Below are 26,723 nucleotides of genomic sequence, written 5' to 3'. Positions count from 1 at the left end.
CACTCGTTGCACCAGAGTGCTTACGGTTGTGTTTCCTCAGTGAGGAGGATCATGAGCCCCCAGTTCTCTGCTTCAAGATTCAACCAGCAGTCCGCGGCGAGTTCGCCGCCGCTCTCCCCGTTCGAAAAGCCCACTGTCGGTGAGCTCGTCACCGACCCCCGGGCAGCACTGCACATCGCGATGGTGGTGCCACCGTATTTCGATGTCCCGCCCAAGGCCTACGGCGGCGTCGAGGCCGTCGTGGCCGATCTGGTCGACGCCCTGGTCGACCGAGGCCATCGGGTGACCTTGCTCGGCGCCGGCGAACCCGGCACCAAGGCCACGCGTTTCGTCTCGGTCTGGGATCACATCCAGGCCGAGCGGCTCGGCGATCCGTTCCCGGAGGTGTTGCACGCCCTCAAGATCCGCCGCGCGCTGGAAGAGATCGCCGCGTGTGACCGGATCGATATCGTGCACGACCACACCTTCGCCGGACCGCTGAATGCGTTGTTCTATCGCGACCTCGGCCTGCCCACGGTGGTCACCGTGCACGGGCCGGTCGACGGCGACTGCTACACCTATTACAGCGAACTCCGCGACGACGTGGCCATGGTCGCGATCAGCGACCGGCAGCAGGCCATCGCGCCCGATCTGAACTGGGTCGGCCGCGTGCACAATGCGCTCCGTGTCGACGATTGGCCCTTCCAGCCGCGGAAGAACGACTACGCTCTGTTCCTGGGTCGTTACAACGAGTGCAAGGCGCCGCACCTGGCGCTACAGGCCGCACACGAGGTCGGCATGCCACTCGTCCTCGCCGGCAAGTGTTCCGAGCCGCCGGAGAAGGCCTACTTCGAGCGGGTCGTGCGGCCACTGCTCACCGAGGACGACGTGGTCTTCGGTATGGCCGACGCGACCGACAAACGAAAACTGTTGTCCGAAGCCAAGTGTCTGTTGTTCCCGGTGCAGTGGGAGGAACCGTTCGGCATGGTGATGATCGAGGCGATGGTCTGCGGGACGCCGGTGGTGGCGTTGCGCGGCGGCGCCGTGTCCGAGGTGATCGTCGACGGCGTCACCGGTCGCATCTGCGACGATCCCGCCGAACTGCCGGCGGCGATCGCGGAGGTGCAGACCTACGATCCGCAGGCGTGCCGTGATCACGTCGTCGCCAACTTCGGCGCCGACACCCTCGGCGGCGGTTACGAGAAGTGTTACCGCACAGTGCTGCGGCAGCGGCGGGCCGCCAAGGTCGCCCGCGACGCCTCGGTCTTCACCCCCTGGCCGGTCGGCATCGTGCAGCCCGGTAGCTCCAGGTATCCCGGCGAACCGGCCCTGACGGGCGGAATGGCAGGTGATTCGGCGTGACAGATGCCCCCGCCGCGCTCAATGCCGGTGAACCGGCGGGCCTCGGTGGCTGGGGTGGCCCGGTCACATTGGTCGAGGGAAGTACCTTCTGCCTCTCCGATCGCATCGGTGATGTCGAACCGGGCACCTCGCACGGGTTGTTCTTCCGTGACGCGCGCGTGGTGTCCCGGTGGGAGTTGCGCCTGGACGGACAGCGGCCCGATCCGCTGTCCGTCCTGAGCCCCGAGGCGTTCACCGCTCGTTTCGTGCTGCGCCGGCCCCCACGGGCCGGCGCAGCCGACAGCACCCTGCTGGTACTGCGCGAGCGCCTGGTCGCCGACGGGCTGCGGGAGACCATCGTGCTGGAGAACCTCGGCCGCGAACCCACCGCGGTCGCCCTGGATCTGTACGTCGACGCGGATTTCGTCGATCTGTTCGCCGTCAAGGAGGGCCGCTCCGGGCACGGCCGGGCCGAGGTACTCGTCACCGACAACGAACTGCTGCTCAACGATCGCGCGGACCGCACGCGCGGACTGTCGATCTCGTCCTCGGAGCTGCCGGTGATGCTGCCCGGCTCGCTGTCGTGGCGGGTGGTGGTCCCGCCCGGTGAACGCTGGCAGACCGAACTGCTGGCCCAGCCCACCCTGGCCAATCAGCTGGTGCACGTGCAGCTGCGGCCCGGTGAGCACTACGAATCCACCGAACCGGGCCGCAAGATCGAGGCCTGGCGTGACACCGCGACCACGGTCACCGCGGGCAACCCGCTGCTGTCGACGGTGTTGCAGCGCACCGAGAGCGACCTCGGCGCGCTGCGCATCCACGACGACACCCGCGAGGGCCGCACCTTCGTCGCCGCCGGGGCGCCCTGGTTCATGACCCTGTTCGGCCGCGACAGCCTGCTCACCGCCTGGATGGCGCTGCCGCTGGACATGAGCCTCGCGCTGGGCACCATGCAGCAGCTGGCGGAACTGCAAGGGCGCCAGCTCGATCCGCTGACCGAGGAGCAGCCCGGCCGGATCATGCACGAGATCCGCCGCGGCCCGGCCAGCGGCGCGGTCCTCGGCGGCGAAACCTATTACGGCACCGTCGACGCCACCCCGATCTTCGTGATGCTGCTGGCGGAGGCCCGCCGCTGGGGCGCCGACGCCGAGGTGGTGCAGGCGCTGCTGCCCGCCGCCGACGCGGCGCTGGAATGGATGTCGCACTTCGGCGATCGCGACGGCGACGGTTTCCTGGAGTACCAGCGCGCCACCGACCGCGGCCTGGTCAACCAGGGCTGGAAGGACAGCTTCGACGGCATCAACGACGCCGCCGGCCAGATCGCGCATACCCCGATCGCACTGTGCGAGGTCCAGGGCTACGCCTACGCGGCGCTGCTGGCCCGCGCCGAACTCGCCGACGAATTCGACGATCCGGACAGCGCCGAGCAACTGCGCGACCAGGCCGCGGTGCTGCGCACCAAATTCGCCGAAGCCTTCTGGATCCCCGAAAAAGGTTGGTACGCCGTCGCATTGGATGGCAACAAGCGCCGTATGGATGCCCTCACCAGTAATGTCGGCCACTGCCTGTGGACCGGCATCGTCCCCGACGAACACGCCAACCTGCTGGTCCGCTGGCTGTCGAGCGAGGAGATGAACTCCGGCTTCGGCCTGCGCACCCTGTCCTCGAACATGGGCGCCTACAACCCGATGAGCTACCACAACGGCTCGGTGTGGCCGCACGACACCGCCATCGTGGTCGCGGGCCTGCTGCGCTACCGCCACATCCCCGGCGCGATCGAACTGGCCACCCGCCTCGCCGACGGCCTGCTGGACGCCGCCGCCGCCTTCGGTGGCCGCCTGCCCGAATTGTTCTGCGGCTTCCCCCGTTCCCGCTTCTCGGCCCCCGTCCCCTACCCCACCTCCTGCTCCCCCCAGGCCTGGGCCAGCGCTGCCCCCCTGCTCCTGGTCCGCTCCTTCCTCGGCCTGAATCCGGACGCCCCCAACCACACCCTCACCATCCAGCCCCACCTGCCCCCGCGCTGGGGCCGCATCGCCCTCACCGACCTCCGCCTCGGCGGCGCGGTCATCGACCTCGCCGTCGAAGGCAACAAGGTCACCACCGCCAACCTCCCCGACGACTGGCACCTCATCACCGGATGAGCCACGGGCGCGGCGTGTTCCGTCACAGGTGCACGCGCTGGTCCGGGGGGAGGTACATGTGGTCGGTGTCGTGGACGTCGAAGGCGGTGTAGAACTCCGGGAGGTTGCGGGCGATCTGGTTGCAGCGGAATTCGCCGGGGGAGTGCGGGTCGGTGGCGATGCGATGTTCCAGGGTTTCGGGGGTTTGTTGTTCGCGCCAGTTGCGGGCCCAGGCGCGGAACAGGTCGGCGTAGGCGGGAGTGGCGCCGGAACGTTCGGTGGCACGGCGGTAGGCGGCCAGGGCGATCGTGAGGCCGCGCAGGTCGGCGAGGTTCTCGCCGACGGTGAGGGCGCCGGAGACGTGGTGGTCGGGGGTCAGGCCGGTAGGGGTCAGGGGGTCGTATTGGGCCACCAACTGTGCGGTTTTCGCGTCGAAGGCGGCGCGGTCCTCGGGGGTCCACCAGTCGCGGCGATTACCGGCGGCGTCGTATTTGCTGCCCTGGTCGTCGAAGCCGTGGCCGATCTCGTGGCCGATCACCGCACCGGCGGCGCCATAGTTGGCCGCGGGTGCGGCGGCGTGGTCGAAGAACGGGGGTTGCAGAAATGCTGCGGGGAAGGTGATCTGATTGGCGGTGGCGGTGTAGAAGGCGTTCACCGTCTGCGGTGGTACCGACCATTCCGAACGGTCGACCGTGCCACCCAATTTCTCGAAACTGCGCTGGGCGTCGAAGATTTCGACCGCGCGCAGGGATTCGACGAGTTTGCCCGGGGTGATCCGTAGCGTCGAGTAATCGATCCAGGTGTCGGGATAACCGAGCTGGGCATCGATCCGGTCCAGTTTCTCGATGGCGGCGTCGCGGGTCGGCGGTGACATCCAGGTGCTGTCGCGGAAACTGTCGCGATAGGCGGACATGATGTCGGTCACCAATTCCTGTGCCCGCGCCTTCGCGGCCGGCGGGAAATGCCGGGCCACGTACAGCCGCCCCAATTGCTGGCCGATCGCCTCGTTGACGATGCCGATCGCGGACTTCCAACGATCCGGGCGCTCGCGCATGCCACCCATTTCGGTGCCGAAGAATTCGAAATTGGCGTCGGAGATCGCCTTCGGCAGGCAGCGGGCGTAACTGCGGATCAGGCTCAGCTTCAGGTACTCCCGCCAGGTGGTGAGGTCGATCGCCGACCACAGGCCACCGGCGGCGGTGACGAACGACGGCTCACCGACCACCACCGTCTCGAACAGCCGCGACGGCCGGTCGGTGCGGCCGGCCAGCCAGGCGTCCCAGTCGAAACCCGGTGCCGCGGCGGTCAATTCGTTCCACGACATGCGGTTGTCGGTGGCGTCGTAGTCGCGGGTGCGGATGTTGTCCCAGAAGCCGGACGCGATCTGTCCCTCCAGCTCGAAGACCCGTTGCGCCGCGCCGTCGGGATCCGGCAGGCCCGCGCCGCCCGCCAGCCGGTGCAGCAGGGTGCGATAACCCGCCAGCCGCGCGGCGAATTCGGGTCTGCGATAGTACTGCTCGCCGAGCCCGAGCCCGGACTGGCCGATCACCGGCAGATGCCCGGCGGAATCGCGGCGATCCACCGCGATCCGGATCCGGATCAGGCCGTCGATCGGCAGCCGGCCCATCACATGCGCCAATTCGGTTCTGCCGGGCGCGGAATCGATGGTGTCGAACAGATCGGCCAACGGCGACATGCCAAGTCGTTCGATGGTGTCCAGATCGAGACGGGCCTCGTACAGATCGCGAATCTGCTGTTCGGCGCTGCCCGGCCGGGGATCGCGGATGCCCCGGACGATGTCGTGCAACTGCCCCTGCACCAGATCCGCGACCTCGCCGAAGGTGCCGTAGCTGACCTTGTCCGGCGGCAGCCGGTACTCGGCCAGCCACCTGCCGTTGACATGCCGGAACAGGTCGTCCTGCGGCCGCACCGCCGGATCCGGGCCCGGCAGAACGGGTTCCGCAGGAGCGGGCCGGGTGCAGGACAGCAGTCCGGCCGCGGGCACGACCCCCAATGCGACGAGCAACGAGCGACGGCTCAGCCGAGCCGGACGACCGGACAACGGTGCTCCTCTCCCGAACGGCGGATTCGCGACAGCTCGACCCGTGGTCGAGGCTACCGTCATGCACCGGCCGCATCGGCCCGCTACACTCGCGAATCTTGGTGAAATTCGCTGATGGGAAGCCTGAATGGAAACTTCGCGGGACTGGGGAAACGAGTTTCAAGAAACCTTGAAATGGCTCCTCATCACCTTCGCGATCACGGCCGTCGTCTTCGTGGTGATCCTCGCGGTGCTGTTCGTGACGACCCGGTGGGGGCGCCAGTTCTGGCACCTCAGCCGCGGCTTCTTCACCGGCGCGGGGGCCTGGAAGAACATCGGATTCGTCGCACTGCTGTTGTTGTCGGCGGCCGGCGCGGTGCGCGTGAACGTCCTCATCTCCTACCAGAGCAACGACATGTTCTCCGCGCTGCAATACGGCGCGGAGGCGATTGCGAAGAAGGACGGTGGCGGGCTGCACGACGCGGAGCACGCCTTCTGGCAGTCGATGCTGGTCTTCGGCATCATCGCCGCCATCCACGTGGTGCGTTCGCTGCTCGACTACTACATCGGCGCGGCCTTCGAGGTGCGCTGGCGGGTGTGGCTGACCGACAAGGTCGGCACCGACTGGCTCTCGGAACATGCGGACTACCGCGGCAGGTTCATCGATGACACCATCGACAACCCGGATCAGCGTGTCCAGGAGGACATCACCACCTACGTGCAGCAGAGCCGGGCGCTGTCCATCGGCGCCGTCACCGCGGTCATCACGGTGGTGTCGTTCACCCAGATCCTGTGGGATCTGTCCGGTCCGCTCACCGTGTTCGGCGTCGAGATCCCGCGCGCGATGATGTTCCTGGTCCTGATGTACGTGCTGCTCGCGACGGTGATCGCGTTCTGGATCGGCCGTCCGCTGATCCGGATCAACTTCCTCTACCAGCGCGCCACCGCGAGTTTCCGATACGCGCTGGTGCGGGTCCGCGACAACGCCGAAAGCATCGCCTTCTATCGCGGTGAGGGCGTCGAGCAGCGCGGTCTGGTCGGCTGGTTCGCCCAGGTCATCGGGGCGTACTGGCGACTGATCTACCGGACCCTCGGATTCAGTGGCTGGAACCTCTCGGTCAACCAGACCGCGGTGGTGTTCCCGTGGATGATCCAGGCACCGCGTTTCTTCGCGGGCAAGGTCACCCTCGGCGGCATCCAGCAGACCGCGTCGGCCTTCGGCAACATCCACGATTCGCTGTCGTTCTTCCGGGAGAACTACGACAGCTTCGCCGCCTACCGCGCGGCCCTCATCCGTCTGGACGGCCTGCAAGTGGCCAACCGGCAGTCTCGGGAACTGCCCACCATCGCGACCGCCGACCTCGAGGACGCGGTCGAGCTGGTCGGCATCGAGGTGCGCCGCCCCGACGGGGGACTGCTGATCGAGGGCCTCGATCTGCGCCTGGTCCCTGGCGACGCGCTGGTCGTGAAGGGCGCTTCCGGCAGCGGCAAGACCACCCTGCTGCGCACCCTGGCCGAGCTGTGGCCGTACGGCGCCGGCGAGTTCCGGCGACCGTCGGGCAACGAGACGCTGTTCCTGTCCCAGATTCCGTACCTGCCGCTGGGCGACCTCCGCACGGTGATCAGCTACCCGGCTGCACCCGGCGATTTCTCCGACGAGACGCTGCGCGAGGTGCTGAACAAGGTGCACCTCGGGCACATCGCCGACCGTCTGGACGAGGTCGCGGACTGGGCCAAGATCCTGTCCCCGGGCGAGCAGCAGCGCATCGCGTTCGCGCGCATCATGCTGATCCGCCCCCGCGCGGCGTTCCTGGACGAGGCCACCTCCGCGGTCGACGAGGGCCTGGAATTCTCCCTCTACACCCTGGTCCGCACCGAGGCGCCGGATACGATCCTGGTCAGCGTCGCGCACCGCAGCACGGTGGACCGCTTCCACACCCGCCGCCTCGATCTGGCCGGCGGCGGCGGATGGACCACCGCCGAGGTGGAGGTCCCGGCCTAGTCTGCCCGGCCCGGATGTCTGATTCGTCGGGAATTCCGGGCCGGATTTGGTCCCCATCTGGGGCTTCGCTAAACTAACGCGGTTGCCTGCGGGACACGTGTGCCCGCACTCCGCCCGCGAACCCGCAGCGTTCCCTGCTCTGAGCAGGGATTTCTCACGCTGACAGGCGCGCGTTTGGAGCGGCGACATGACCATGCCCGTCGGGTCGGCAATCCGGCGTGCATATCGTCCAGGTCTAGGAGGAGCTGAAGTGATTCAGCAGGAGTCGCGGCTGCGCGTCGCCGACAACACGGGTGCCAAGGAGATTCTCTGCATCCGCGTGCTCGGCGGTTCGTCGCGCCGCTATGCCGGTATCGGCGACATCATCGTCGCCACCGTGAAGGACGCGATCCCCGGCGGCAACGTCAAGAAGGGTGAGGTCGTCAAGGCGGTCATCGTCCGCACCACCAAGGAGCGTCGCCGCCCGGATGGTTCCTACATCCGGTTCGACGAGAACGCCGCGGTGCTGATCAAGGCGGACAACGATCCGCGCGGCACCCGCATCTTCGGCCCGGTCGGCCGTGAGCTGCGCGAGAAGCGCTTCATGAAGATCGTCTCGCTGGCCCCGGAGGTGCTCTGACCATGAAGGTGCACAAGGGCGACACCGTGATCGTCGTCTCGGGTAAGGACAAGGGCGCGAAGGGCAAGGTCATCCAGGCCTTCCCGGCGCAGAGCCGAGTCCTGGTCGAGGGCGTGAACCGGATCAAGAAGCACGTCGCGAACTCCGCGAACCAGCGCGGCGCCAGCTCCGGCGGCATCGTGACCCAGGAGGCGCCCATCCACGTGTCGAACGTGATGGTTGTCGACTCCGACGGCAAGCCGACCCGGGTGGGCTACCGCACCGACGAGAACGGCAAGCGGGTGCGCATCTCCCGTCGCAACGGGAAGGACATCTGAGATGACGTCGACCGAGAACAAGATCCAGCCCCGCCTGAAGCTCCGGTACCGCTCGGAGATCCGCGACGCGCTGAACAGCGAATTCAACTACGCGAACGTGATGCAGATCCCCGGCGTGGTCAAGGTCGTCGTGAACATGGGTGTCGGCGACGCCGCCCGCGACGCCAAGCTGATCAACGGCGCGGTCGCCGACCTCACCCTGATCACCGGCCAGAAGCCCGAGATCCGCAAGGCCACCAAGTCCATCGCGCAGTTCAAGCTGCGTGAGGGCATGCCGATCGGCGCGAAGGTCACCCTCCGCGGCGACCGCATGTGGGAGTTCCTGGACCGGCTGATCTCCATCGCGCTGCCCCGTATCCGCGACTTCCGCGGCCTGTCCCCGAAGCAGTTCGACGGCCACGGCAACTACACTTTCGGTCTCTCGGAGCAGTCGATGTTCCACGAGATCGATGTGGACCGGATCGACCGTCCCCGTGGTATGGACATCACCGTGGTGACCACCGCGACCAACAACGAAGAAGGCCGCGCCCTGCTCAAGCACCTCGGCTTCCCGTTCAAGGAGAACTGAGCACATGGCAAAGAAAGCTCTCGTCAACAAGGCCAACGCCAAGCCGAAGTTCGCGGTCCGCGGCTACACCCGCTGCCAGCGCTGCGGCCGCCCCCACGCCGTCTACCGCAAGTTCGGCCTGTGCCGCGTGTGCCTGCGCGAAATGGCGCACCGCGGCGAACTGCCGGGCGTGCACAAGGCGTCCTGGTAAGAATTCCCCGTCCGGCCCGCCGAGCACCTTCGAGGTGCTCGGCGGGCCGGACGCGTTTTCACCCGTAGGCGGCCTGGAAGGCCAGCCGCCGGTCGGCATCGGCCGCGATGCGAGTGAGTTCGTCGTCCAACGCCATGTACACCTGCCACGCCTCGCCACCACCGGCCGCGGCCAGGTAACGCACGACCAGCTGTTCCAGCTCGGCCACGCGCTTGCCCTTCCAGACTTTGTCGGCGAGGCCGACCAGCAGGTCCGCCGGCTCCACGTCGGCCCGCGTCCAGGACGCATGTGTTCGCGCGAACCGCGCGAGTCTCTCGTCGATACCCCGCTCGATCAGTAGCCGGTATCCGCTCTCCTCGTGAGCCGACCCCGGTCCCGACAACTCCTCCGGGTGCGCGACCTTGCCGATATCGTGGATAGCTGCCCCGAACAGCACTGCGTCACAGTCGAATTCGGCCCCACCGAAGTGCGTCCGAAGCCAGGCCACCAGCTCGCAGGCCACATCGTGCACCGCCCGCAGATGTGCCCCGAGCCGCGGCGGAGCACCCAGCTCCACGAGCAGGACTTCGACCTGCTCCGGCAGCCGCCGCAGATCCAGGCCGTCCCGATCGGTCAGGGCTTGCCGGAGCGCTTCCGGGGACATGGCAGCCACAGTAGTCGGAGGCGGGCGCGTCGTCGCTCCGCGATGGCAGCCAACCGCTGTCCTCTGCGGTCATCGATGATCACGATGACGTGGTGGCCCGCCGAGTCCTGGCTGCGGCGGAGAATCGCGAATCCGTTCGCGATTTGCGTTCTACCTCTGCGGCAACGGTTTCCGGATCGGGAAGCGGGGACAGGTCGGCCCAGAACGGTGTCGGCTCCTTCCTGGCCGGCATCCGGCGGTGGTCGCTCGGGGGAGGCCGGCTGTCCCCCGGGTGTGCGGCCACAGCGCTTCCCGCGGCAACCGCGCGGCGCATCCGAATTCGAAATCAGTGTTACACCAGATGTTTACGATGCCGTTCCCGTTGTTCGATCGAGGGTGGGGTACCTTTTCGGTGGCTGGGAACGGACCGGATGGTCCAGGTTCGGGCCGCACTTCCGCACTTCCGCATCGCCGCGAGGTCATATCGGCCACGCCGCGCAGTCGATCGATCGATACCTTCAGGGAGTCTGCATGACCAACTTCGACGTCGATGTCGTGAAGGCGTTCTTCGCGGCGTGTGATCGCGGCGACATCGATACCGCGGTCGGCTGTTTCGCCGACGACGGGCTCTGGATCACCGCCGAGGGCGCCGAGCCGGGTACCACCTTCCGGAAGGCGGACATCGGCGCGTTGCTGACCGCGATGTTCGCGGCCCGGGATGTGCTGGCCGACAAGAAGATCAGCTGGACCTTCGCGGAGCCGGTCGCGATGGAGTCCGGTGCGGTGGTGCGGTACGAGATGGCCGACGAGCAGGGGCGGATCGTGGAGAAGGGTGTCGACGTGTTCTACACCGGTGACGACGGGATCCGTCTCAAGGAGAGCTACCGCAAGAGTGCGGACTCCACCTTCTCGGAGATGGTGAAGCAGGACCTCGTTCGCCAGGCCATTGCCGCGGGCTGATTGTGCTGTGCGGCAGTGGGTTTCGCGAAAGCGCGAGATCGGTTGCGGCACAGATTGTCTCGTGTTCGGTAGCCGAGGGTTCGATGAGGTGGGAGAACCGATGTACCCAGCACAGGATCATCCGTGCGGATAGCCGGCCGGCTCCGTATCGGGGCGGCGACCGTCGCGCTGCCGGACGGGCGTCAGGATGTGAGTCGCGCGATCGCCGAGAGCGGCAGGACACCCGACTGGGCTCGTTCCACCACGACGGCGACCCTGCCGGTGGCGGGCGCCGGACAGACCGCCGAATCGCTCGCGCTCGCGGCCGCCGCCGCGGCGCTCGACCAGGCGGGGGTATCGGCGGCGGAACTCGGAATGCTCACGCATTCCTGGATTTTCGATCCGAGCCCGGTCGACTGCACGATCGCGCCGCGGCTGGCTCGCCTGCTGGGGGCCAGGAGTGCCATCGCGCTGAGCATGCGGCAGATGAGCAACGGCGGCGCCATCGCCATCCAGGTCACCGCCGCGCAGATGCTGGCCGAACCCGGCATCGCGCACAGCCTGGTGCTGACCGCGGACGTACACGGCAGCGATGCCGACTGGCGCTGGAATCCCGAGGCCGGCGCCGCCCTGGGTGACGGGGCGACCGCGGTCCTGCTGACCCGCGACATCGGCGGGCTGTCCGTGCACGCCATGGTGTCGAGTTCGGTGACCGAAGGCGAACGCTGGTGGTCCGAGCGTGCGCCGGGGGCGCCGGTGGTCGCCGGTCCGGCGGTGTTCGCGCTGCGCAAATGCGTTCGCGCCGCCACCCGTGCGGTCCTCGCCGACGCGGGACTCGAACCCGAGGATCCCCGCCTGGCCGTGATCATGCTGCCGCGGCTGCCGGCGGCGACCATCGAGGCGATGTTCCTCGGGCTGCTGCCGCCGGCCGAACTGCTCGACCTGTCCGGCGACACCGGGCATCTGTTCTCCGGCGACCTCGCCGCGAACCTCGAACACCTGCGCAGCGAACGTCCCTTGGCCCCGGGGGAATACGCGCTGCTGATCAATATGGGCGTGGGGCACACCGTGACCATGGTCGTGGTACGCGGCGAGCCCGCCACCGTCGGAGAGGAGCCGGCATGACCAGCACCGTCGGGAACGAGAACTCCGCCACCCGAATCCTTTTCCCGGACACCGCGGACCAGCGGGAGTTCGAGGCGGTCTGTCACGAGCTGCGTGAACGCGCGCCGGTGGTGTGCCTCGAGCTGCCGGACGGCCTGACCGCGTGGGTGATCACTCGGTACGCCGAGGGCAGGCGCGCGATGACCGATCCGCGGCTGATCAAGGATCTGCGCCGGATGAGCGACCCCGCGCACGGTCTGGGTGGCGGCAGGTATGCCGAGGATCCCTTCGTGGTCGAGGGCCGGCACATGCTGAACAGCGACGGCGAGGAGCACCTGCGGCTGCGCAAGGTCGTGGCCGCGGAGCTGACCCCCGCCGCCGTCAACCGCCGCCGGCCGGAGATCGAGCAGGTGTGCCGCGCGCAGGTGGCGCGGTTCCGGGAATCGGAGACCACCGACCTGATGGCGTCCTATGCGCGCCCGGTCCCGGAACTGGTGATGGCACGCGTGCTCGGCATTCCGGACGACACGCTGCGCGCGGCCGCGGTGCACAGCCGCCGCCTCGGTGAGCGCGAGAGTCCGTCGACGCCGAGCATGCGCAACGCGTACAACCAGTTGCTCGACATGATCATCGACGTCGCCCGCGACCCCGCCGCCGCACCGGCGGGCAGTGTGCTCGAGGCGCTGCATCGGGCCCGTGCCGAGAAGATGATCAACAAGCGCGAACTGCTGTCGACGGTGATGATGCTGCTCGGCGCCGGGATCTCCTCCACCGCGATCGGAATCGGCTATGGCGCGCTCACCGTGCTGCGCACCGCCGAGACGATGCGCGAACTGCTGGCCGACGAACCGGCGGCCAAGGCGTTCGTCGAGGAACTGCTGCGGTATCACCCGCCGTTTCCCTTCTCGCCGTGGCGATTCGCACGCGAGGAGGTCACGATCGAGGGGGTGACGATTCCGGCCGGCGCGGTCGTGTTCATCCTGCTGGCCGCCGTCAACCACGATCCGGCGCTCGGCGCGGACGTCGGTGAGCTGCTGCCGCAGCAGGGCGGCCGGCCCGCGCATCTGACCTTCGGTTACGGCGCGCACTTCTGCATCGGCGCGCATCTCGCGCGCACCGAGATCGAGATCGCGCTGCGGGTACTGTTCGAGGAGCTGCCGCAGCTGCGAATCGTCTCGGATGATACGGAATCCGGTTGGCGTGGACTGCTTTTCGACCGGACACCGAACGAGCTGACGGTCGCACCCGGTCCGGGCGCGCGATGACCTCGTCGATGTTGCAGAGCTCGTTCATGCAGGAATCGACCCGCATGGCGCGCGCACACGGACCGGTGTTCACCCGCGAGTTCTTCCATCTGAGATTCACCTTCGTCACCGGTGCGGACCTCGTCGCCGAACTCGCCGACGACCGGCGGTTCGGTAAGCACATGAAGCCGGTGCTGGAGTCGTTCCGGCCGATGTTCGGTGACGGCCTGCTCACCGCCGACGATCACGAACCCGCGTGGCGCACAGCGCACGATCTGCTGGTGCCGGCGTTCTCACAGACCGCGATGCGCGGCTACCACGCGCTCATGCTGGATGTGTGCCGGCAACTGCTCGACAGCTGGGGCGCGACCGCCGGAGCCGTGGACGTCAAGGACGCCATGGGGAAGGTGACGCTCGAGGTGATCGGGCGGGCCGGCTTCGGCTACTCGTTCGATTCCTTCGAGCGCTCCACCCCGCATCCGTTCGCGACGGCGCTGGAGGACGCGATCAGCCACGGCCAGCGGCTGATCACGCGGCCGCCGATGGCCGGTGGATATCTCGGCCGGCGCGCGGCGCAGCGTCACGAGACCGATCTCGCCTATCTGCGCGCGGTCGTGGACGAGGTGATCGCGCGCCGTACCGGTCACGAGCACGGCGGCGATCTGCTGGGCCTGATGCTGGACTCCGATGTGCTGGATCCGGTGAACATTCGCAACCAGGTGTTGACCTTCCTCGCGGCCGGGCACGAGACAACCTCCGCCGCAATGTCTTTCGCCTTGTACTATCTCGCCGCCGAGCCGGGGATCGCCGAGCGGGCGCGAGCGGAGGTGATCGCGCTGGCCGGAACCGCCGAACCGGAGTTCGACCAGGTCGCCAAATTCCGGTACCTGCGCCGCGTCGTGGACGAGTCGCTGCGGCTGTGGCCGGTCGCGCCCGGCTATTCGCGGACGGCGAAACAGGACACCGTACTCGGCGGCCGGTATCCGATGCGCGCCGGCGAGCCCTATTTCGTGCTGGTGCCCGCGCTGCACCGGGAGGCGTCGTGGGGTCCGGACGCGGAACGATTCGATCCGGATCGTTTTCTGCCCGAACGGGTCCGGGCCCGGCCGCCGCACTCGTACAAACCGTTCGGCAGCGGCCTGCGCGCCTGCATCGGCCGTCAGTTCGCGCTGCACCAGATCGTGCTGGTGATGGCGCGCGTGCTGCAACGCTACGATCTGACGCTGCCGCCGGACTATCGGCTGCGCGTCTCGGAGGGAATCGCCTTCGGTCCCATCGGATTGACTCTGTATCCGGTAGTGCGTTGAGCCGTCCACTGCGATATCCGTGATGAGAGAGCATGTTTCGATCACCGCCGGGTCCGAGGGGCGTGACGGCGATTCAGTACCGGTCGATATGTTTTGCGACACCGTCACGACACCGGGTGTTCGTGAACCTGACACAAGTCACCGGAAATATGATGCGTGCCCGGTCGACCGGGTTGGATGCGGGGCATGTCGTTGGCGATGGCCCACCGGGTGTGTGCAGAGTACGAGGCTGGTTATGCGAGTAAACGGACTTCTGCACATCGCGGCGGCCTCGGTAGCACTCGCGGGTGGACGTCAGGCCTTCGACCATGTGATCGCCGGTGGACATGCGGGCAACGGCATGCCGTTGCCCGCGACGGACACGGTGTTGTCGGTGGCCGCAGCGGGGGAGGACGCGACCACGCTCGCGCTCGCCGCCGCCGCCGATGCGCTCGCGACGGGACAGGTCGCCGCGTCGGACATCGGGCTGCTGGCGCATTCCTGGATCTTCGATCCCGGCGCCGCCGACTGCACGATCGCACCCCGGCTGGCCCGCTTGCTCGGCGCGAAACAGGCTGTGGCGCTGGGTATTCGGCAGATGAGCAACGGCGGTGCGATGGGATTGCACTGCGCGGTCGCGCACATGCTCGGCGAGCCCCGGATCGGGCACAGCCTGGTGCTGACCTCCGACGCGCACGGCGAGGAGGCCGTCTGGCGGTGGCAGCAGAGCGTCGGCACGGCCCTGGGCGACGCCGCGACCGCGGTCCTGATCTCTCGTGACCGCGGTCCGATGTCGATTCAGGCGATGGTGTCGAATTCGATGACACAGGAGGAACTCTGGTGGGCAGAGCGGCTGCCGGACGGGGCGGTCACGGTACCGCCCAACGTTTTCCGGGCCCGCCGCTGCGTACGGATCTCGGTGGAGCAGGTCTTCGCCGACGCCGGATTGGAACTCGATGATCCTCGCGTGGTCGTCACCATGCTGCCGCGGCTCGACAAGGATTTCGTCGCCGGAATCTTCTACGAGCTGCTACCTCCGGCCGAGGTCCTGAACCTGACCGAGGAGACGGGGCATCTGTTCTCCGGCGACCTCGCCGCGAACCTCCATCATCTGTCCACCGAAAGACCCTTGTCACCAGGGGAATACGGCTTGATCGTGAATATCGGGGTGGGATTGACCGTGACCATGCTGATGGTGCGCGGGGAACGAGAGGAATCACTTTGACCGGCAGGCCACAGACCCTCGTCGAACTGTTGGAAGCGCTGCGCCGCAGCGAGCGCACCATCACCTTCGCGGATTCGAAAGTCACGCTGGCCCATCGTGAGCTGGCCGGCCTGGCCGGGCCGGTCGGTCGGCGACTGCGGGCGGCCGGCGCCGGTCCCGGCGAGCTGGTCGGTGTGCTGATGCCCGCCACCCCGCAGTGGTTCGCCGGTTTCTTCGGTGCGGTGACCACCGGCGCGGCGGTGACCGTGCTGCCCCTGCCGCCGTTGGTGCTGGATCCCGGCACGGTCGCCGAACACCTGGTGCCGATCGTGCGAGCCGGCGGAATCCGGTTGCTGGTCACCGCGAATCAGGGCCGCAAGGTGGCGCGGGAACTGGCCGCGCGGGTGCCCGGCCTGACGGTGCTGGAACTGGACACGCTCGAGCGCGACGACGAGATCGACTGGCAGCCCGCCGATCCGGACGCACCGGTGGTGGTGCAGTTCAGCTCCGGCAGCACCGCGCGGCCGAAGGGCGTGCGCCTGACCCACGCGCAGTTCCTCAGCGGGGTGGCGGCCATCGACACGCACATCTCGACGACCGCGGACGACGTGCTGGTGCAGTGGGTTCCGCTGTTCCACGACATGGGCCTGGTGTCGCTCATGTGCTCGTTGCTGACTCCGAACGACGCGCACCTGTTCAGCGCGCTCACCTTCGTCAAGAATCCGGGTGCGGTGCTGCGGTATACCGCCGAGGTCGGCGGCACCATCACCAACGGGCCGAATTTCTCCTTCGACAAGCTCATCGAGGCCGCCGGCGAGGTGTTCGGCGGGGAGCCCGGCGATCGGCCGCTGCGGCGGTGGCGGCTGGCGCTCAACGGCGCGGAACCGGTCCGGGCCCACACCGTGCGTGAATTCGCCCGCACCTTCGCGCCGCTCGGCGTGCCGGCGTCGACGATGTATCCGTGCTACGGCATGGCCGAGGCGACCCTCGCGGTCACCCTGCCCGTCCCCGGCGCCGCGCCACGGGTGCTCACCGTCGACCGGGACGAACTCGTACCCGGCCGGCCCGCGCGGCCCGTGCCGCCCGACGCGCCGAACGCCCGGGAACTGGTGAGCGTCGGCGTCCCGATTCCCGGTATCACGGTGCGGATCTGCGCATTCGACGGCACGCCGCTGCCCGGCGGGCACGTCGGCGAGATCCGCATCCAGGGCCCGGCGGTGACCTCCGGTTACCACGGCGACGACGAGATCACCCGGGCCGCCCTCGTCGACGGCTGGTTGCGCACCGGTGACCTCGGCCTGCTCGACGGTGGCGAACTGGTCATCGTCGGCCGGGTCAAGGAGATGATCATCGTCCAGGGCCGCAACTTCTACCCGGACGATGTGGAGGAGGCCGTGCGCGTCGTGCCCGGCGTCCACAAGGGGCACTGCGTCGCGGTCGCCGACACCGAGGGTGAGCGCATGATCGTGGTCGCGGAGAGCGAGCACGAATCCGGTACGGCGGCAGGCGATGCCGTGGTCGCCGGCATCTCGCGCGCGGTGTCGAAGGCGCTGACCCTGGCCGCGGTCGTGGTGCTGCTGGTGCCCGCCAAGGCCCTGCCCCGCACCACCAGCGGCAAATGGCAGCGTTCGCTGGTCGCGGAGCTCGCCCGCGCACACGCTTCGACTATCGAATCCGTTGATCAGAAAGTGAGTTCGTGATGACTGCGTCCGTGAACGAGAAGGCCGACGAGGTCACCGCCGTGCTGCGAGCGGAGCTCGCGGAACTGCTCGAATGCCCGGTCGATCAGGTCGACCTCGACGCCCGGCTCACCGAACTGCCCGGCATCGACTCGATGCGCCTGGTGCAGGCGGTGGTGAAGTGCGAAAAGCACTGGGGTATCACCCTGGACGAGGACGAACTGGTGGAGGTGCGGACCGGCACCGATCTGGTCGACCTGATCGTGTACACCCTGGACACCGAGTCGGCATGAGCACAGCGATCGGGCCCGGCGTCCGCGCACCGGCCGGGCTGCCGGTTCATCGGGGAACGGGTGCCCGGTGACTGCATGCTGAGCACCTCGTTCATGCAGGAGTCCACCCGGCTGGCCCGTGAACTGGGCCCGGTGTACAAGCGCGAATTCTTCAATCTGGAGTTCACCTTCGTCACCGGCGCGGACCTGGTCGCCGAACTCTCCGACGACCGCCGCTTCGAGAAGCACGTGCTGCCCGCGCTCGAGGTGATCCGGCCGATGATCGGCGACGGTCTGCTGACCGCCTACAATCACGAGCCGAATTGGCGTGCGGCGCACGACCTTCTGATGCCCGCGTTCTCCCAGACCGCGATGCGCGGCTACCACCCGCTCATGCTGGAGGTGTGCCGGCAACTGCACGACAGCTGGGCCACGGCCGACGCGGCGGTGAGCGTCACCGCCGCGATGGCGAAGGTGACCCTGGAGATCATCGGCCGCGCCGGCTTCGGCTACTCCTTCGACTCCTTCGACCGCACCACCGCGCACCCGTTCGTGACGGCGCTGGAGGACGTCCTCAACCACGGCCAGCGCCTGGTCACCCGCCCCCCGATCGCCGGCGGCTTCCTCGGCAAGCGCGCCACCGAACGCAACGACGAGAACATCGCCTACCTGAAGGGCGTGGTCGACGAGGTGATCGCGCGGCGCACCGGCGGGGACCGCGGCGCGGACCTGCTGGGCCTGATGCTCGACTCGGACACCCTCGACCCGACCGCGATCCGCAACCAGGTCCTGACCTTCCTCGCGGCGGGCCACGAAACCACGTCGGCCGCCATGTCTTTCACCCTCTACTACCTGGCTGCCAACCCGGATGTCGCGGCCCGCGCCCGCGCCGAGGTGGACACCGTGATCGGTTCCGCCGAACCGGAATTCGAACAGGTCGCGAAGCTGCGCTACCTGCGCCGCGTGGTCGACGAATCCCTGCGCCTGTGGCCCACCGCCCCCGGCTACTCCCGAGTCGCCAAGCAGGACACCGTACTCGGCGGCCACTACCCTATGCCCGCCGGCGAACCCTTCTTCGTCCTGGCCCCCGCCCTGCACCGCGACCCCGTCTGGGGCGACGACCCCGAAACCTTCGACCCGGATCGCTTTCTCCCAGAACACAACCGATCCCGCCCCGCCCACGCCTACAAACCCTTCGGCACCGGCATCCGCGCCTGCATCGGCCGCCAATTCGCCCTGCACCAGATCGTCCTGGTGGTCGCGACGGTTCTGCAACGGTATGAACCGAAACTGCCCGCCGGGTACGAACTCCGAGCCTCGGAGGGCCTCACCTTCAACCCCATCGGCTTGACCATGCACCTGACGCCGCGTTGAGGAGCGCGCCGACTCACCGGGGCGCTGGTGGTCACCGCGAAGATTGCTGAGCAGTGGCAATTCACCGCATATCTTGCGGCGAACAAGCGAGTAATCGCCGCATGGAGCGCTGTGCGGTCATGGACCCAGCAGTGCCGCGGGTACCACGGCGATTCCGTCCGGCCGCCGGTAGGCATACCTTCCGGTCGTTATTATGACGCTATCGGCAAGCAAACCTCCGACTTTGTCCGCCAGCCAGCGCAGATGCGTGAGGTCCTGTTCATCGACGGTGGCGGAGAGTTTCACCTCCAGCGCGACTATGCGACCGCCGGGTCCGGTGACAATGAAGTCGACCTCGTGGTCTCCGTTACGGGTGCGCAGGTGTTCCACCCGTGCTTCGTTGTCCTGGGCGTAGACCCGAAGTCCCAGGGCGACCAGGGCTTCGAAAAGCTGACCGAGCATGGTGGCGCCGAACGGGGTTCGTACGCCGGGCTCGCTGCCGTTCAGCAGCGTGGGGGCGGTCAGGTCGAGCAGTCGTGCTGACAACGCCGGGTCGACGAGAAAGTGTTTCGGTGTCTGGGCCAATCGGGCGAAGGCGTTGTCGAGGGGCAACCAGCCCGGAATCGGATCCAGCAACCACAATTGCGACAGAACGTCGCGATACATGGTGGTGGTCGATTTCGACGGCTTGTCGGTCTCGCCGGAGGTCGCGGCATCGAGGATGGTCGTGTACGACGCGGTGGTCGCGGTCGCGGCGGCGTAGGCCGTCAGCCATGCGCGCAATGTGGCGGGCCGCCGGATTCGGTGCCCCAGTTCGGGGAATTCGCGTTCGACTATGCGGGCGATATAACCGTCCAGCTGAGCGCGGCGTGCTCGCGATCGATACGACCGGGATCCGCGGCCAGAAGTTCTCGCTGCTGTTCGTTGTCGAGGGCGTAGACGGTCTGTGCTCGCCGTTCTGCGGTAGCCGTTTTGCCGACGCCCTTCGCGCCCTCGATCGCCACGGCGGCCAGGCCGCTCAGCAGTTCGTCCAGTTCGCTGTCGACGATCCTGCTCTGATACGAGGTCACGGCACTAATCTACCCCGTTCCTGGACTTCTATCATCCCATCAGCAGGCTATGAACCATCCGAATAGCAGACCTCGAACCATCCGATCAGCAGGACTCGAGGCAGTCGATCAGCAGGACTCGAACCATCCCATCAGCCGACGACCCCCGAGTTCCCGACCCCGATTTTGATGCCGCACGGCTATTGCCTACACTTGACCGGTTGCTCGGGCATCGTCATGTCTGCGCGCGGATGCGCGCGGGTATACGGCCTGGTCCGGGCGGCTGTGCAGCATCCGGTCGGGCAGTCCCGGCCGGACCGACCGAATTGTCGTAGGCCCACGACCGCCGTTCTTCGACGGTGTTGCATGGGAACCGCGGCGAGAAAGGTAACGGTCAATCCATGACCATGACAGATCCGATCGCAGACTTCCTGACCCGTCTGCGCAACGCCAACTCGGCGTACCACGATCAGGTCAAGGCTCCGCACTCGAAGCTCAAGGCGAACATCGCCGAGATTCTGAAGCGTGAGGGCTACATCGCCGACTACCGCGTCGAGGACGCGCAGGTGGGCAAGACCCTGATCGTCGACCTGAAGTACGGGCCCAGCCGCGAGCGGTCGCTCGCCGGTGTGCGCCGGGTTTCGAAGCCCGGTCTGCGGGTGTACGCGAAATCCACCAACCTGCCCAAGGTGCTGGGAGGCCTCGGCGTGGCGATCATCTCCACGTCGCAGGGTCTGCTCACGGACCGTCAGGCCAAACAGCACGGTGTGGGCGGGGAAGTCCTCGCCTACGTCTGGTAAGGGAGGTAGGAACAATGTCGCGTATCGGTAAGAAGCCGATCCCGGTTCCCGCCGGTGTCGAGGTGACCATCAACGGCCAGCACGTCGCGGTGAAGGGTCCCAAGGGCTCCCTCTCGCACGAGGTCGCGGCCCCGATCACCGTCGGCAAGGCGGACAACGGCGAACTCGAGGTCGCCCGGCCGAACGACGAGCGGCTCAACCGCTCGCTGCACGGGCTGACCCGGACGCTGATCAGCAACATGATCGTCGGCGTCACCCAGGGCTACGAGAAGAAGATGGAGATCTTCGGCGTCGGCTACCGCGTGCAGCAGAAGGGCTCGAACCTGGAGTTCGCCCTCGGCTACAGCCACCCGGTTCCCGTCGAGGCGCCCGAGGGCATCGCCTTCGCGGTCGAGACTCCGACCAAGTTCTCGGTGTCCGGCATCGACAAGCAGAAGGTCGGCCAGATCGCCGCGGTGATCCACGGCCTGCGCAAGCCCGATCCGTACAAGGGCAAGGGCATCCGCTACGCCGGCGAGGTCGTTCGCCGCAAGGTCGGAAAGACGGGTAAGTAAGCCATGTCGAAGAAGGTTCAGACCGAAGCCCAGAAGGCTGCGCGCAAGCCGCTCGGCAAGGATGCGTCCACCCGTCGCCGGATTGCCAAGGGCAACCGGCACTTCCGGCTGCGCAAGAAGGTCGAGGGCACCACCGAGCGTCCGCGCCTGATCGTGTTCCGCTCCGCGCGGCACCTGCACGTGCAGCTGGTCGACGACTCCGCGGGCAAGACCATCGCCGCCGCGTCCTCGATCGAGGCCGACGTGCGCGCCCTCGAAGGCGACAAGAGCGCCAAGGGCGCCAAGGTCGGCGAGCTGATCGCCGCCCGCGCGAAGGCCGCCGGTGTGGAGGCCGTGGTGTTCGACCGCGGTGGCCACGACTACCACGGCCGCATCGCCGCTCTGGCCGATGCCGCTCGCGAAGGTGGGTTGAAGTTCTGATGCGGAGTACTCGGAAGGCACAGCTGTCTATGAACGGAAGGAACGTCTGATGCCGGGACGTCAGCGGCGTGACGGCGGAAACGGACCCGCCGGACAGAACAGTGGCAGTGGTGGCGAAGGCGGTCGCGAGCGCCGCGGCCGGCGCGACGATCGTCGCGACCAGCCCGCCCAGGAGAAGAACCAGCTCGAGCGCGTGGTCGCGATCAACCGCGTGTCCAAGGTCGTCAAGGGTGGCCGGCGCTTCAGCTTCACCGCCCTGGTGATCGTGGGCGACGGCAACGGCCTGGTCGGTGTCGGCTACGGCAAGGCCAAGGAAGTTCCGGCGGCCATCCAGAAGGGTGTCGAGGAGGCTCGCAAGGGCTTCTTCCGCGTCCCGATGATCGGCTCCACCATCGTCCACCCGGTCCAGGGTGAGGCGGCGGCCGGTGTGGTCATGCTGCGTCCGGCCTCGCCGGGTACCGGTGTGATCGCCGGTGGCGCGGCCCGTGCCGTGCTGGAATGCGCCGGTATCCACGACATTCTGGCCAAGTCGCTCGGTAGCGACAACGCCATCAACGTCGTGCACGCCACCGTGGCGGCCCTGAAGCAGTTGCAGCGTCCGGAGGAGGTGGCCGCCCGTCGCGGTCTGCCGATCGAGGACGTCGCTCCTGCGGGCATGCTGCGGGCGCGCGCGGGACAAGGAGCCTGACATGGCACAGCTGAAAGTGACTCAGGTCAAATCCACGATCGGCGCCAAGCACAATCAGCGTGAGTCCATGCGCACCCTCGGTCTGAAGGGCATCCGCCAGACCGTGCTGCGTGAGGACACTCCGCAGACCCGCGGGCTGATCAACGTCGTGCGCCACCTCGTTTCCGTTGAGGAGGTTCAAGCATGAGCGTCATCAAACTCCACCATCTGCGTCCGGCTCCGGGCTCCAAGACCGACAAGATCCGCGTCGGTCGTGGTGAGGGCTCCAAGGGCAAGACCGCGGGCCGCGGTACCAAGGGTACGAAGGCCCGCAAGAACGTCTCGCCCGCCTTCGAGGGTGGCCAGATGCCGATTCACATGCGGCTGCCCAAGTTGAAGGGCTTCACCAACCCGTTCCGGACCGAGTACCAGGTGGTGAACGTCGGCGATCTCGCCGAGCGTTTCCCCGCCGGCGGGGCCATCGGCAAGGCCGAACTGGTCGCCGCGGGCCTGGTCCGCAAGAACGAGCTCGTGAAGGTGCTCGGCGAGGGTGAGATCGGCGTGGCCGTGCAGGTCAGCGCCGACAAGTTCTCCGGCTCCGCCAAGGAGAAGATCACCGCGGCCGGCGGCACCGCTACCGAACTGGCCTGACAGATAACTCGACGTCGGATGGGTGAGAGCCCGTCCGGCGTCGCTGTTAGAGTGCAAGTGTCGCTTGCCGTCTTTCCCCCCATGTCGTTTGCCAGGAGGATCTGTGCTTTCCGCCTTCGCGTCGGCCTTCCGGACCCCGGACTTACGGCGGAAGATTCTCTTCACGCTGGGCCTGATCGCGCTATATCGCATCGGCGCGTCCCTGCCCTCGCCTGGAGTCAACTACAAGGCGGTGCGCACGTGCATCGATATCGTCTCCGGTGGTGATTCGGCGGGTATCTATCAGCTGATCAACATGTTCTCCGGCGGCGCGCTGTTGCAGCTGTCGGTGTTCGCGATCGGCATCATGCCCTACATCACGGCCAGCATCATCATCCAGCTGCTGACGGTGGTCATCCCGCGCTTCGAGGAGTTGCGCAAGGAGGGCCAGGCGGGTCAGAACAAGATGACCCAGTACACCCGCTACCTGGCCGTCGCGCTGGCCGTCCTCCAGGCCACCGGCCTGGTGGCGCTGGCCGCCCGCGGTCAGCTGCTGCGCGGCTGCCCGCAGGACATCCTGGCCGACAACAGCGTCTTCGGCATGATCATCATCGTGCTGGTGATGACCTCCGGCGCGGCGCTGGTCATGTGGTTCGGCGAGCAGATCACCGAACGCGGTGTGGGCAACGGCATGTCACTGCTGATCTTCGCGGGTATCGCGGCGCGAATTCCCGGTGAGGGCAAGTCGATTCTCGACAGCCGCGGCGGCCTGGTGTTCGGCCTGGTCTGTGTGGCGGCGTTCGTGGTGATCGTCGGCGTCATCTTCATCGAGATGGGCCAGCGCCGGGTCCCGGTGCAATATGCCCGGCAGATCGTCGGCCGTAAACAGTACGGCGGCAGTTCCACCTATCTGCCGCTGAAGGTCAATCAGGCCGGTGTCATCCCGGTCATCTTCGCGTCCTCACTGCTGTACCTGCCGAACCTGGTCGCCCAGCTGACCCAGAAGGGATCCACCAAGCCCGGCTGGTGGCAGGAGCTCATCCAGAAGTATCTGGTGAATCCGGGTAACCCGGTCTATGTCGCCATCTACTTCATCCTGATCGTCTTCTTCACCTACTTCTACGTGGAGATCACCTTCAATCCACGGGAGCGGGCCGACGAGATGAAGAAATTCGGCGGCTTCATCCCGGGTTACCGCCCGGGTGACAAGACCGCCGATTATCTGAGCAAGGTGCTCAGCCGCCTGCTGCTGCCCGGCTCGATCTACCTGGGCGCGGTCGCCGTACTTCCGAACCTGTTGCTGCACATCGGCGCTGCCGGTGGCACGTCGAATCTGCCGTTCGGTGGTACCGCGGTCCTGATCGTCGTGAGCGTCGGCCTCGATACGGTCAAACAGATCGAGAGCCAACTGATGAACAGAAATTACGAAGGGTTCCTCAAGTGAGACTCGTACTGCTCGGGCCGCCGGGTGCCGGCAAAGGCACACAGGCCGAACTGCTGTCGGACCAGCTGGGTGTGCCGCACATCTCCACCGGGAACCTGTTCCGCGCGAACATCTCCCAGGAGACCCCGCTGGGTCTGGAGGCGAAGAAGTTCCTCGACGCCGGCGATCTGGTGCCCAGTGAGGTGACCAATCGTATGGTCGAGGCGCGCATCGCCGAGCCGGACGCGGTGAACGGATTCGTGCTGGACGGCTATCCGCGCACCGTCGACCAGGCGGAGGCCCTGGAGAAGATGCTGAAGGAGTCCGGGCACGAGCTCGACGCCGTGGTCAGCTTCGAGGTCGCGGACGACGTGGTGGTGCAGCGCATGCTGGGCCGGGGCCGCGCCGACGACACCGAGGACGTCATCCGCAACCGGATGCGGGTGTACCGCGACGAGACCGAGCCGCTGTTGCAGCACTACGACGGGGCCATCGTGTCCGTCGAGGGTGTCGGCGAGGTCGACGAGGTCAACGCCCGAGTGCTGCGCGCCCTGGGTCGCTGACGCGGATGGTCTTCGGCCGCAAGCAGAAGAAGGTGGTGCCGTTCCGCACCGCCGGCGAACTGGACGCGATGGCCGCCGCGGGCGCCATCGTGGGCCGGGCGCTGGTCGCGGTGCGGAAGGCGGCCGATCCCGGCGTCTCCCTGCTGGAGCTGGACGAGGTCGCGGAGCAGGTCATCCGTGACGCGCACGCGGTGCCCTCGTTCAAGGGCTACCACGGCTTTCCCGCCTCCATCTGCGCGTCGGTGAACGACGTGGTGGTGCACGGGATTCCGACCCGGGACGTGGTGCTGGCCGAGGGTGATCTGCTGTCCATCGACTGCGGCGCCATCCTCGAGGGCTGGCACGGCGATTCGGCGTGGACCTTCGGCATCGGCGAGATCATCGAGGCGGACCGATTGCTCAGCGAGGCGACCCGGCTGTCGATGGAGGCGGGTATCGCGGCGATGGTGCCGGGTAACCGCCTCTACGACGTCTCGTACGCGATCGAGCAGGGCACCCGGGCCGCCGAGCGCGAGCACGGCCGGGCCTACGGCATCGTCGAGGGCTACGGCGGTCACGCCATCGGCCGCGAGATGCATATGGACCCGTATCTGCCCAACGAGGGCACCCCGGGCAAGGGCCCGTTGCTGCGCGTGGGATCGGTGCTGGCGATCGAGCCGATGCTGACCCTCGGCACCACCCAGACCCGGGAACTCGACGACGGCTGGACGGTGGTGACGTCCGACGGCAGCCGGGCGGCGCACTGGGAACACAGCGTCGCGGTCACCGAGGACGGCCCGCGCATCCTGACGCCGCGGCCGGAGTAGCCGGACCGTTCGGCGCGGGCAGCCGCCCGGTTCAGACCCGCCCGCGGGTATGCCGGGTCATGGTCGTCAACGGCACGGTGCCGGTCCAGCCGCACGGCCGATCACAACTGGCGGCGACGGTGCCCGGACTACTGGGTGTGGTGGATGCTCGTGCGGGGTAACCACATTCCGGGCACTTGCCGAAAAAGTCGAGAATCTCGCTGGACGGGTGAGCCGTGACGGGCTCGATGGGCTTGCGCATGGTCGTTCTTCCTCGCCGCGGTGGCGTCGGGATTCGAGTGCTGGCTGCTGCCCAGTATTCCCGCGATTTTCCGGCGACACGCCGAGCGATGCAGGGCCGCTGGATATTTCACAACGGACCGGTGCCGCCGCTGGGTTTTCACGATTCCAGCAGGACGGTGACCGGTCCGTCGTTGACCAGCGACACTGCCATGTGCGCCCCGAAACGACCCGTGGCGACGGGCGCGCCGAGGTCGCGCAACGTCGCGGCGAACAGGTCGACCAGCGGTTGCGCCACCGGACCCGGGGCGGCCGCGGACCAGGACGGACGGCGGCCCTTCGCGGTGTCCGCGTAGAGAGTGAATTGGCTCACCACCAGGATCGGCGCGCCGAGGTCGGCCGCCGATCGCTCGCCGGCCAGGATGCGCAGCCGGAACACCTTGTCCGCCAATGCCCGCGCGATCGCCGCGGTATCGGTATGGGTGATGCCGACCAGCGCTGCCAGGCCGTGCGGCGCACCGGCGGCGGCCGGGTCGATCCGGCCGACGACCTCATCGCCGACCGTCACCTGCGCCGAACTCACTCGTTGCACCAGCACCCGCACGGCCGATAATCATCGCAGGGCGGTGAACACCGTGCCAATTCCGCATCGGCGTGGCGGCTCGGGTCGCATCCACGCCATCGGGTGATTATCGTTTTATCTGATTGTTAC

The 26,723-nt window shown here is 67.5% G+C and carries 30 protein-coding genes; 24 read left to right on the top strand and 6 right to left on the bottom strand.

The genetic code is table 11. From position 1 onward, the window contains the following. Positions 1–180 precede the first annotated feature (180 nt). Together LBW94_RS12210 and LBW94_RS12205 are read left to right on the top strand one after the other, a co-directional pair. On the top strand, positions 181–1,341 hold the full coding sequence (locus LBW94_RS12210; RefSeq protein ID WP_225057817.1) for a glycosyltransferase family 4 protein: 1,161 nt from the start codon (positions 181–183) through the stop codon (positions 1,339–1,341). Then, a complete protein-coding gene (locus tag LBW94_RS12205; RefSeq protein ID WP_225057755.1) occupies positions 1,338–3,461 on the top strand; it encodes a glycogen debranching N-terminal domain-containing protein in 2,124 nt (707 codons plus the stop codon). Before LBW94_RS12210 ends, LBW94_RS12205 begins: the two co-directional genes overlap by 4 nt. Positions 3,462–3,483: 22 nt before the next feature. Here the strand turns inward: LBW94_RS12205 and LBW94_RS12200 are convergent, their stop codons facing one another. Continuing rightward, entirely contained in the window at positions 3,484–5,502 is a 2,019-nt protein-coding gene (locus tag LBW94_RS12200; RefSeq protein ID WP_225057756.1) for a M13 family metallopeptidase, read from the bottom strand. 127 nt (positions 5,503–5,629) lie between these two features. Here LBW94_RS12200 and LBW94_RS12195 point away from each other — a divergent pair, with 127 nt between their 5' ends. The 5 genes from LBW94_RS12195 to LBW94_RS12175 all read left to right on the top strand — a co-directional run bounded on the left by LBW94_RS12195 (position 5,630) and on the right by LBW94_RS12175 (position 9,177). Further along, on the top strand, positions 5,630–7,483 hold the full coding sequence (locus LBW94_RS12195) for an ABC transporter ATP-binding protein/permease (protein ID WP_225057757.1): 1,854 nt from the start codon (positions 5,630–5,632) through the stop codon (positions 7,481–7,483). A gap of 250 nt (positions 7,484–7,733) precedes the next feature. Further along, positions 7,734–8,102, top strand: a complete 369-nt coding sequence (gene rplN, locus LBW94_RS12190; RefSeq protein ID WP_225057818.1) for a 50S ribosomal protein L14 — start codon at positions 7,734–7,736, stop codon at positions 8,100–8,102. A gap of 2 nt (positions 8,103–8,104) precedes the next feature. Next, positions 8,105–8,419, top strand: coding sequence for a 50S ribosomal protein L24 (gene rplX, locus LBW94_RS12185; RefSeq protein WP_225057758.1), 315 nt, complete (start codon positions 8,105–8,107; stop codon positions 8,417–8,419). Position 8,420: 1 nt separating this feature from the next. Continuing rightward, positions 8,421–8,987, top strand: coding sequence for a 50S ribosomal protein L5 (gene rplE / locus LBW94_RS12180; RefSeq protein ID WP_225057759.1), 567 nt, complete (start codon positions 8,421–8,423; stop codon positions 8,985–8,987). Between the two features lie 4 nt (positions 8,988–8,991). Further along, the gene (locus LBW94_RS12175) at positions 8,992–9,177 is read left to right on the top strand and encodes a type Z 30S ribosomal protein S14 (protein ID WP_225057760.1); all 186 of its coding nucleotides are present in this window, start codon (positions 8,992–8,994) and stop codon (positions 9,175–9,177) included. A 58-nt stretch (positions 9,178–9,235) separates the two neighbouring features. Here LBW94_RS12175 and LBW94_RS12170 read toward each other — a convergent pair whose 3' ends face one another. Next, the gene (locus tag LBW94_RS12170; protein WP_225057761.1) at positions 9,236–9,820 is read right to left on the bottom strand and encodes an HD domain-containing protein; all 585 of its coding nucleotides are present in this window, start codon (positions 9,818–9,820) and stop codon (positions 9,236–9,238) included. A 510-nt stretch (positions 9,821–10,330) separates the two neighbouring features. Between LBW94_RS12170 and LBW94_RS12165 the strand changes: the two genes are divergently transcribed. The 8 genes from LBW94_RS12165 (at position 10,331) to LBW94_RS12130 (ending at position 18,901) form a co-directional block, all read left to right on the top strand. After that, positions 10,331–10,759: a nuclear transport factor 2 family protein gene (locus LBW94_RS12165; RefSeq protein WP_225057762.1), complete on the top strand. Its 429-nt coding sequence runs from the start codon at positions 10,331–10,333 to the stop codon at positions 10,757–10,759. A 123-nt stretch (positions 10,760–10,882) separates the two neighbouring features. Then, positions 10,883–11,863, top strand: coding sequence for a hypothetical protein (locus LBW94_RS12160; RefSeq protein ID WP_225057763.1), 981 nt, complete (start codon positions 10,883–10,885; stop codon positions 11,861–11,863). Continuing rightward, a complete protein-coding gene (locus tag LBW94_RS12155) occupies positions 11,860–13,107 on the top strand; it encodes a cytochrome P450 (protein WP_225057764.1) in 1,248 nt (415 codons plus the stop codon). Before LBW94_RS12160 ends, LBW94_RS12155 begins: the two co-directional genes overlap by 4 nt. Beyond that, a complete protein-coding gene (locus LBW94_RS12150) occupies positions 13,104–14,393 on the top strand; it encodes a cytochrome P450 (RefSeq protein ID WP_225057765.1) in 1,290 nt (429 codons plus the stop codon). The genes LBW94_RS12155 and LBW94_RS12150 overlap by 4 nt, the downstream gene beginning before the upstream one ends. Positions 14,394–14,628: 235 nt before the next feature. After that, positions 14,629–15,597 (top strand): 3-oxoacyl-[acyl-carrier-protein] synthase III C-terminal domain-containing protein, encoded by a 969-nt coding sequence (locus LBW94_RS12145; RefSeq protein WP_225057766.1) that lies wholly within the window; start codon positions 14,629–14,631, stop codon positions 15,595–15,597. Next, positions 15,594–17,276 carry an AMP-binding protein gene (locus LBW94_RS12140; protein WP_225057767.1) on the top strand — a complete coding sequence of 561 codons (1,683 nt, stop codon included), beginning with the start codon at positions 15,594–15,596 and terminating at the stop codon, positions 17,274–17,276. Before LBW94_RS12145 ends, LBW94_RS12140 begins: the two co-directional genes overlap by 4 nt. After that, entirely contained in the window at positions 17,276–17,548 is a 273-nt protein-coding gene (locus LBW94_RS12135; protein WP_225057768.1) for an acyl carrier protein, read from the top strand. Before LBW94_RS12140 ends, LBW94_RS12135 begins: the two co-directional genes overlap by 1 nt. Before the next feature lie 75 nt (positions 17,549–17,623). After that, on the top strand, positions 17,624–18,901 hold the full coding sequence (locus LBW94_RS12130; RefSeq protein ID WP_225057769.1) for a cytochrome P450: 1,278 nt from the start codon (positions 17,624–17,626) through the stop codon (positions 18,899–18,901). Positions 18,902–19,018: 117 nt separating this feature from the next. On the opposite strand, the gene LBW94_RS12125 is transcribed toward LBW94_RS12130, so the two are convergent. Both LBW94_RS12125 and LBW94_RS12120 read right to left on the bottom strand, forming a co-directional pair. Beyond that, a complete protein-coding gene (locus LBW94_RS12125) occupies positions 19,019–19,663 on the bottom strand; it encodes a DUF4143 domain-containing protein (protein WP_255634256.1) in 645 nt (214 codons plus the stop codon). Positions 19,664–19,713: 50 nt separating this feature from the next. Then, a complete protein-coding gene (locus LBW94_RS12120) occupies positions 19,714–19,950 on the bottom strand; it encodes a hypothetical protein (protein ID WP_225057770.1) in 237 nt (78 codons plus the stop codon). A gap of 380 nt (positions 19,951–20,330) precedes the next feature. Between LBW94_RS12120 and rpsH the strand changes: the two genes are divergently transcribed. From rpsH to map, 9 genes are all read left to right on the top strand, one after another. Further along, positions 20,331–20,729: a 30S ribosomal protein S8 gene (gene rpsH / locus LBW94_RS12115; protein ID WP_019931153.1), complete on the top strand. Its 399-nt coding sequence runs from the start codon at positions 20,331–20,333 to the stop codon at positions 20,727–20,729. 14 nt (positions 20,730–20,743) lie between these two features. Further along, entirely contained in the window at positions 20,744–21,283 is a 540-nt protein-coding gene (gene rplF, locus LBW94_RS12110) for a 50S ribosomal protein L6 (protein ID WP_225057771.1), read from the top strand. 3 nt (positions 21,284–21,286) lie between these two features. Further along, complete coding sequence (gene rplR, locus LBW94_RS12105; protein ID WP_225057772.1) at positions 21,287–21,703, top strand: 50S ribosomal protein L18; 417 nt, start codon at positions 21,287–21,289, stop codon at positions 21,701–21,703. Between the two features lie 49 nt (positions 21,704–21,752). Beyond that, on the top strand, positions 21,753–22,391 hold the full coding sequence (gene rpsE, locus LBW94_RS12100) for a 30S ribosomal protein S5 (RefSeq protein ID WP_225057773.1): 639 nt from the start codon (positions 21,753–21,755) through the stop codon (positions 22,389–22,391). Between the two features lies 1 nt (position 22,392). Then, positions 22,393–22,578 (top strand): 50S ribosomal protein L30, encoded by a 186-nt coding sequence (gene rpmD, locus LBW94_RS12095; protein WP_225057774.1) that lies wholly within the window; start codon positions 22,393–22,395, stop codon positions 22,576–22,578. Then, positions 22,575–23,021 (top strand): 50S ribosomal protein L15, encoded by a 447-nt coding sequence (gene rplO, locus LBW94_RS12090; RefSeq protein WP_225057775.1) that lies wholly within the window; start codon positions 22,575–22,577, stop codon positions 23,019–23,021. Before rpmD ends, rplO begins: the two co-directional genes overlap by 4 nt. Before the next feature lie 103 nt (positions 23,022–23,124). Next, positions 23,125–24,444, top strand: coding sequence for a preprotein translocase subunit SecY (gene secY, locus LBW94_RS12085; protein WP_225057776.1), 1,320 nt, complete (start codon positions 23,125–23,127; stop codon positions 24,442–24,444). Then, complete coding sequence (locus LBW94_RS12080; RefSeq protein ID WP_225057777.1) at positions 24,441–24,986, top strand: adenylate kinase; 546 nt, start codon at positions 24,441–24,443, stop codon at positions 24,984–24,986. The genes secY and LBW94_RS12080 overlap by 4 nt, the downstream gene beginning before the upstream one ends. 5 nt (positions 24,987–24,991) lie before the next feature. Further along, the gene (map, locus tag LBW94_RS12075; RefSeq protein ID WP_225057778.1) at positions 24,992–25,792 is read left to right on the top strand and encodes a type I methionyl aminopeptidase; all 801 of its coding nucleotides are present in this window, start codon (positions 24,992–24,994) and stop codon (positions 25,790–25,792) included. Between the two features lie 31 nt (positions 25,793–25,823). Here map and LBW94_RS12070 read toward each other — a convergent pair whose 3' ends face one another. Together LBW94_RS12070 and dtd are read right to left on the bottom strand one after the other, a co-directional pair. Beyond that, on the bottom strand, positions 25,824–26,033 hold the full coding sequence (locus LBW94_RS12070; protein WP_225057779.1) for a hypothetical protein: 210 nt from the start codon (positions 26,031–26,033) through the stop codon (positions 25,824–25,826). 138 nt (positions 26,034–26,171) lie between these two features. Continuing rightward, positions 26,172–26,615: a D-aminoacyl-tRNA deacylase gene (gene dtd, locus LBW94_RS12065; protein ID WP_225057780.1), complete on the bottom strand. Its 444-nt coding sequence runs from the start codon at positions 26,613–26,615 to the stop codon at positions 26,172–26,174. Positions 26,616–26,723: the final 108 nt, after the last annotated feature.

Origin of the sequence: Nocardia sp. alder85J (genome assembly GCF_020176955.2) — a bacterium.
Taxonomy (GTDB): domain Bacteria; phylum Actinomycetota; class Actinomycetes; order Mycobacteriales; family Mycobacteriaceae; genus Nocardia.
Note: the sequence above shows the minus strand (reverse complement) of the source record. Positions and strands in the feature narration are given on the sequence as shown.

Coding starts and splice junctions, on each gene's coding strand:
- LBW94_RS12210 (WP_225057817.1), top strand. CDS start 181: ATGGTGGTGCCACCGTATTTCGATGTCCCGCCCAAGGCCTACGGCGGC.
- LBW94_RS12195 (WP_225057757.1), top strand. CDS start 5,630: ATGGAAACTTCGCGGGACTGGGGAAACGAGTTTCAAGAAACCTTGAAA.
- rplX (WP_225057758.1), top strand. CDS start 8,105: ATGAAGGTGCACAAGGGCGACACCGTGATCGTCGTCTCGGGTAAGGAC.
- rplE (WP_225057759.1), top strand. CDS start 8,421: ATGACGTCGACCGAGAACAAGATCCAGCCCCGCCTGAAGCTCCGGTAC.
- LBW94_RS12175 (WP_225057760.1), top strand. CDS start 8,992: ATGGCAAAGAAAGCTCTCGTCAACAAGGCCAACGCCAAGCCGAAGTTC.
- LBW94_RS12170 (WP_225057761.1), bottom strand. CDS start 9,820: ATGTCCCCGGAAGCGCTCCGGCAAGCCCTGACCGATCGGGACGGCCTG.
- LBW94_RS12165 (WP_225057762.1), top strand. CDS start 10,331: ATGACCAACTTCGACGTCGATGTCGTGAAGGCGTTCTTCGCGGCGTGT.
- LBW94_RS12155 (WP_225057764.1), top strand. CDS start 11,860: ATGACCAGCACCGTCGGGAACGAGAACTCCGCCACCCGAATCCTTTTC.
- LBW94_RS12150 (WP_225057765.1), top strand. CDS start 13,104: ATGACCTCGTCGATGTTGCAGAGCTCGTTCATGCAGGAATCGACCCGC.
- LBW94_RS12145 (WP_225057766.1), top strand. CDS start 14,629: ATGCGAGTAAACGGACTTCTGCACATCGCGGCGGCCTCGGTAGCACTC.
- LBW94_RS12135 (WP_225057768.1), top strand. CDS start 17,276: ATGACTGCGTCCGTGAACGAGAAGGCCGACGAGGTCACCGCCGTGCTG.
- LBW94_RS12130 (WP_225057769.1), top strand. CDS start 17,624: ATGCTGAGCACCTCGTTCATGCAGGAGTCCACCCGGCTGGCCCGTGAA.
- rpsH (WP_019931153.1), top strand. CDS start 20,331: ATGACCATGACAGATCCGATCGCAGACTTCCTGACCCGTCTGCGCAAC.
- rplF (WP_225057771.1), top strand. CDS start 20,744: ATGTCGCGTATCGGTAAGAAGCCGATCCCGGTTCCCGCCGGTGTCGAG.
- rplR (WP_225057772.1), top strand. CDS start 21,287: ATGTCGAAGAAGGTTCAGACCGAAGCCCAGAAGGCTGCGCGCAAGCCG.
- rpsE (WP_225057773.1), top strand. CDS start 21,753: ATGCCGGGACGTCAGCGGCGTGACGGCGGAAACGGACCCGCCGGACAG.
- rpmD (WP_225057774.1), top strand. CDS start 22,393: ATGGCACAGCTGAAAGTGACTCAGGTCAAATCCACGATCGGCGCCAAG.
- rplO (WP_225057775.1), top strand. CDS start 22,575: ATGAGCGTCATCAAACTCCACCATCTGCGTCCGGCTCCGGGCTCCAAG.
- map (WP_225057778.1), top strand. CDS start 24,992: ATGGTCTTCGGCCGCAAGCAGAAGAAGGTGGTGCCGTTCCGCACCGCC.
- LBW94_RS12070 (WP_225057779.1), bottom strand. CDS start 26,033: ATGCGCAAGCCCATCGAGCCCGTCACGGCTCACCCGTCCAGCGAGATT.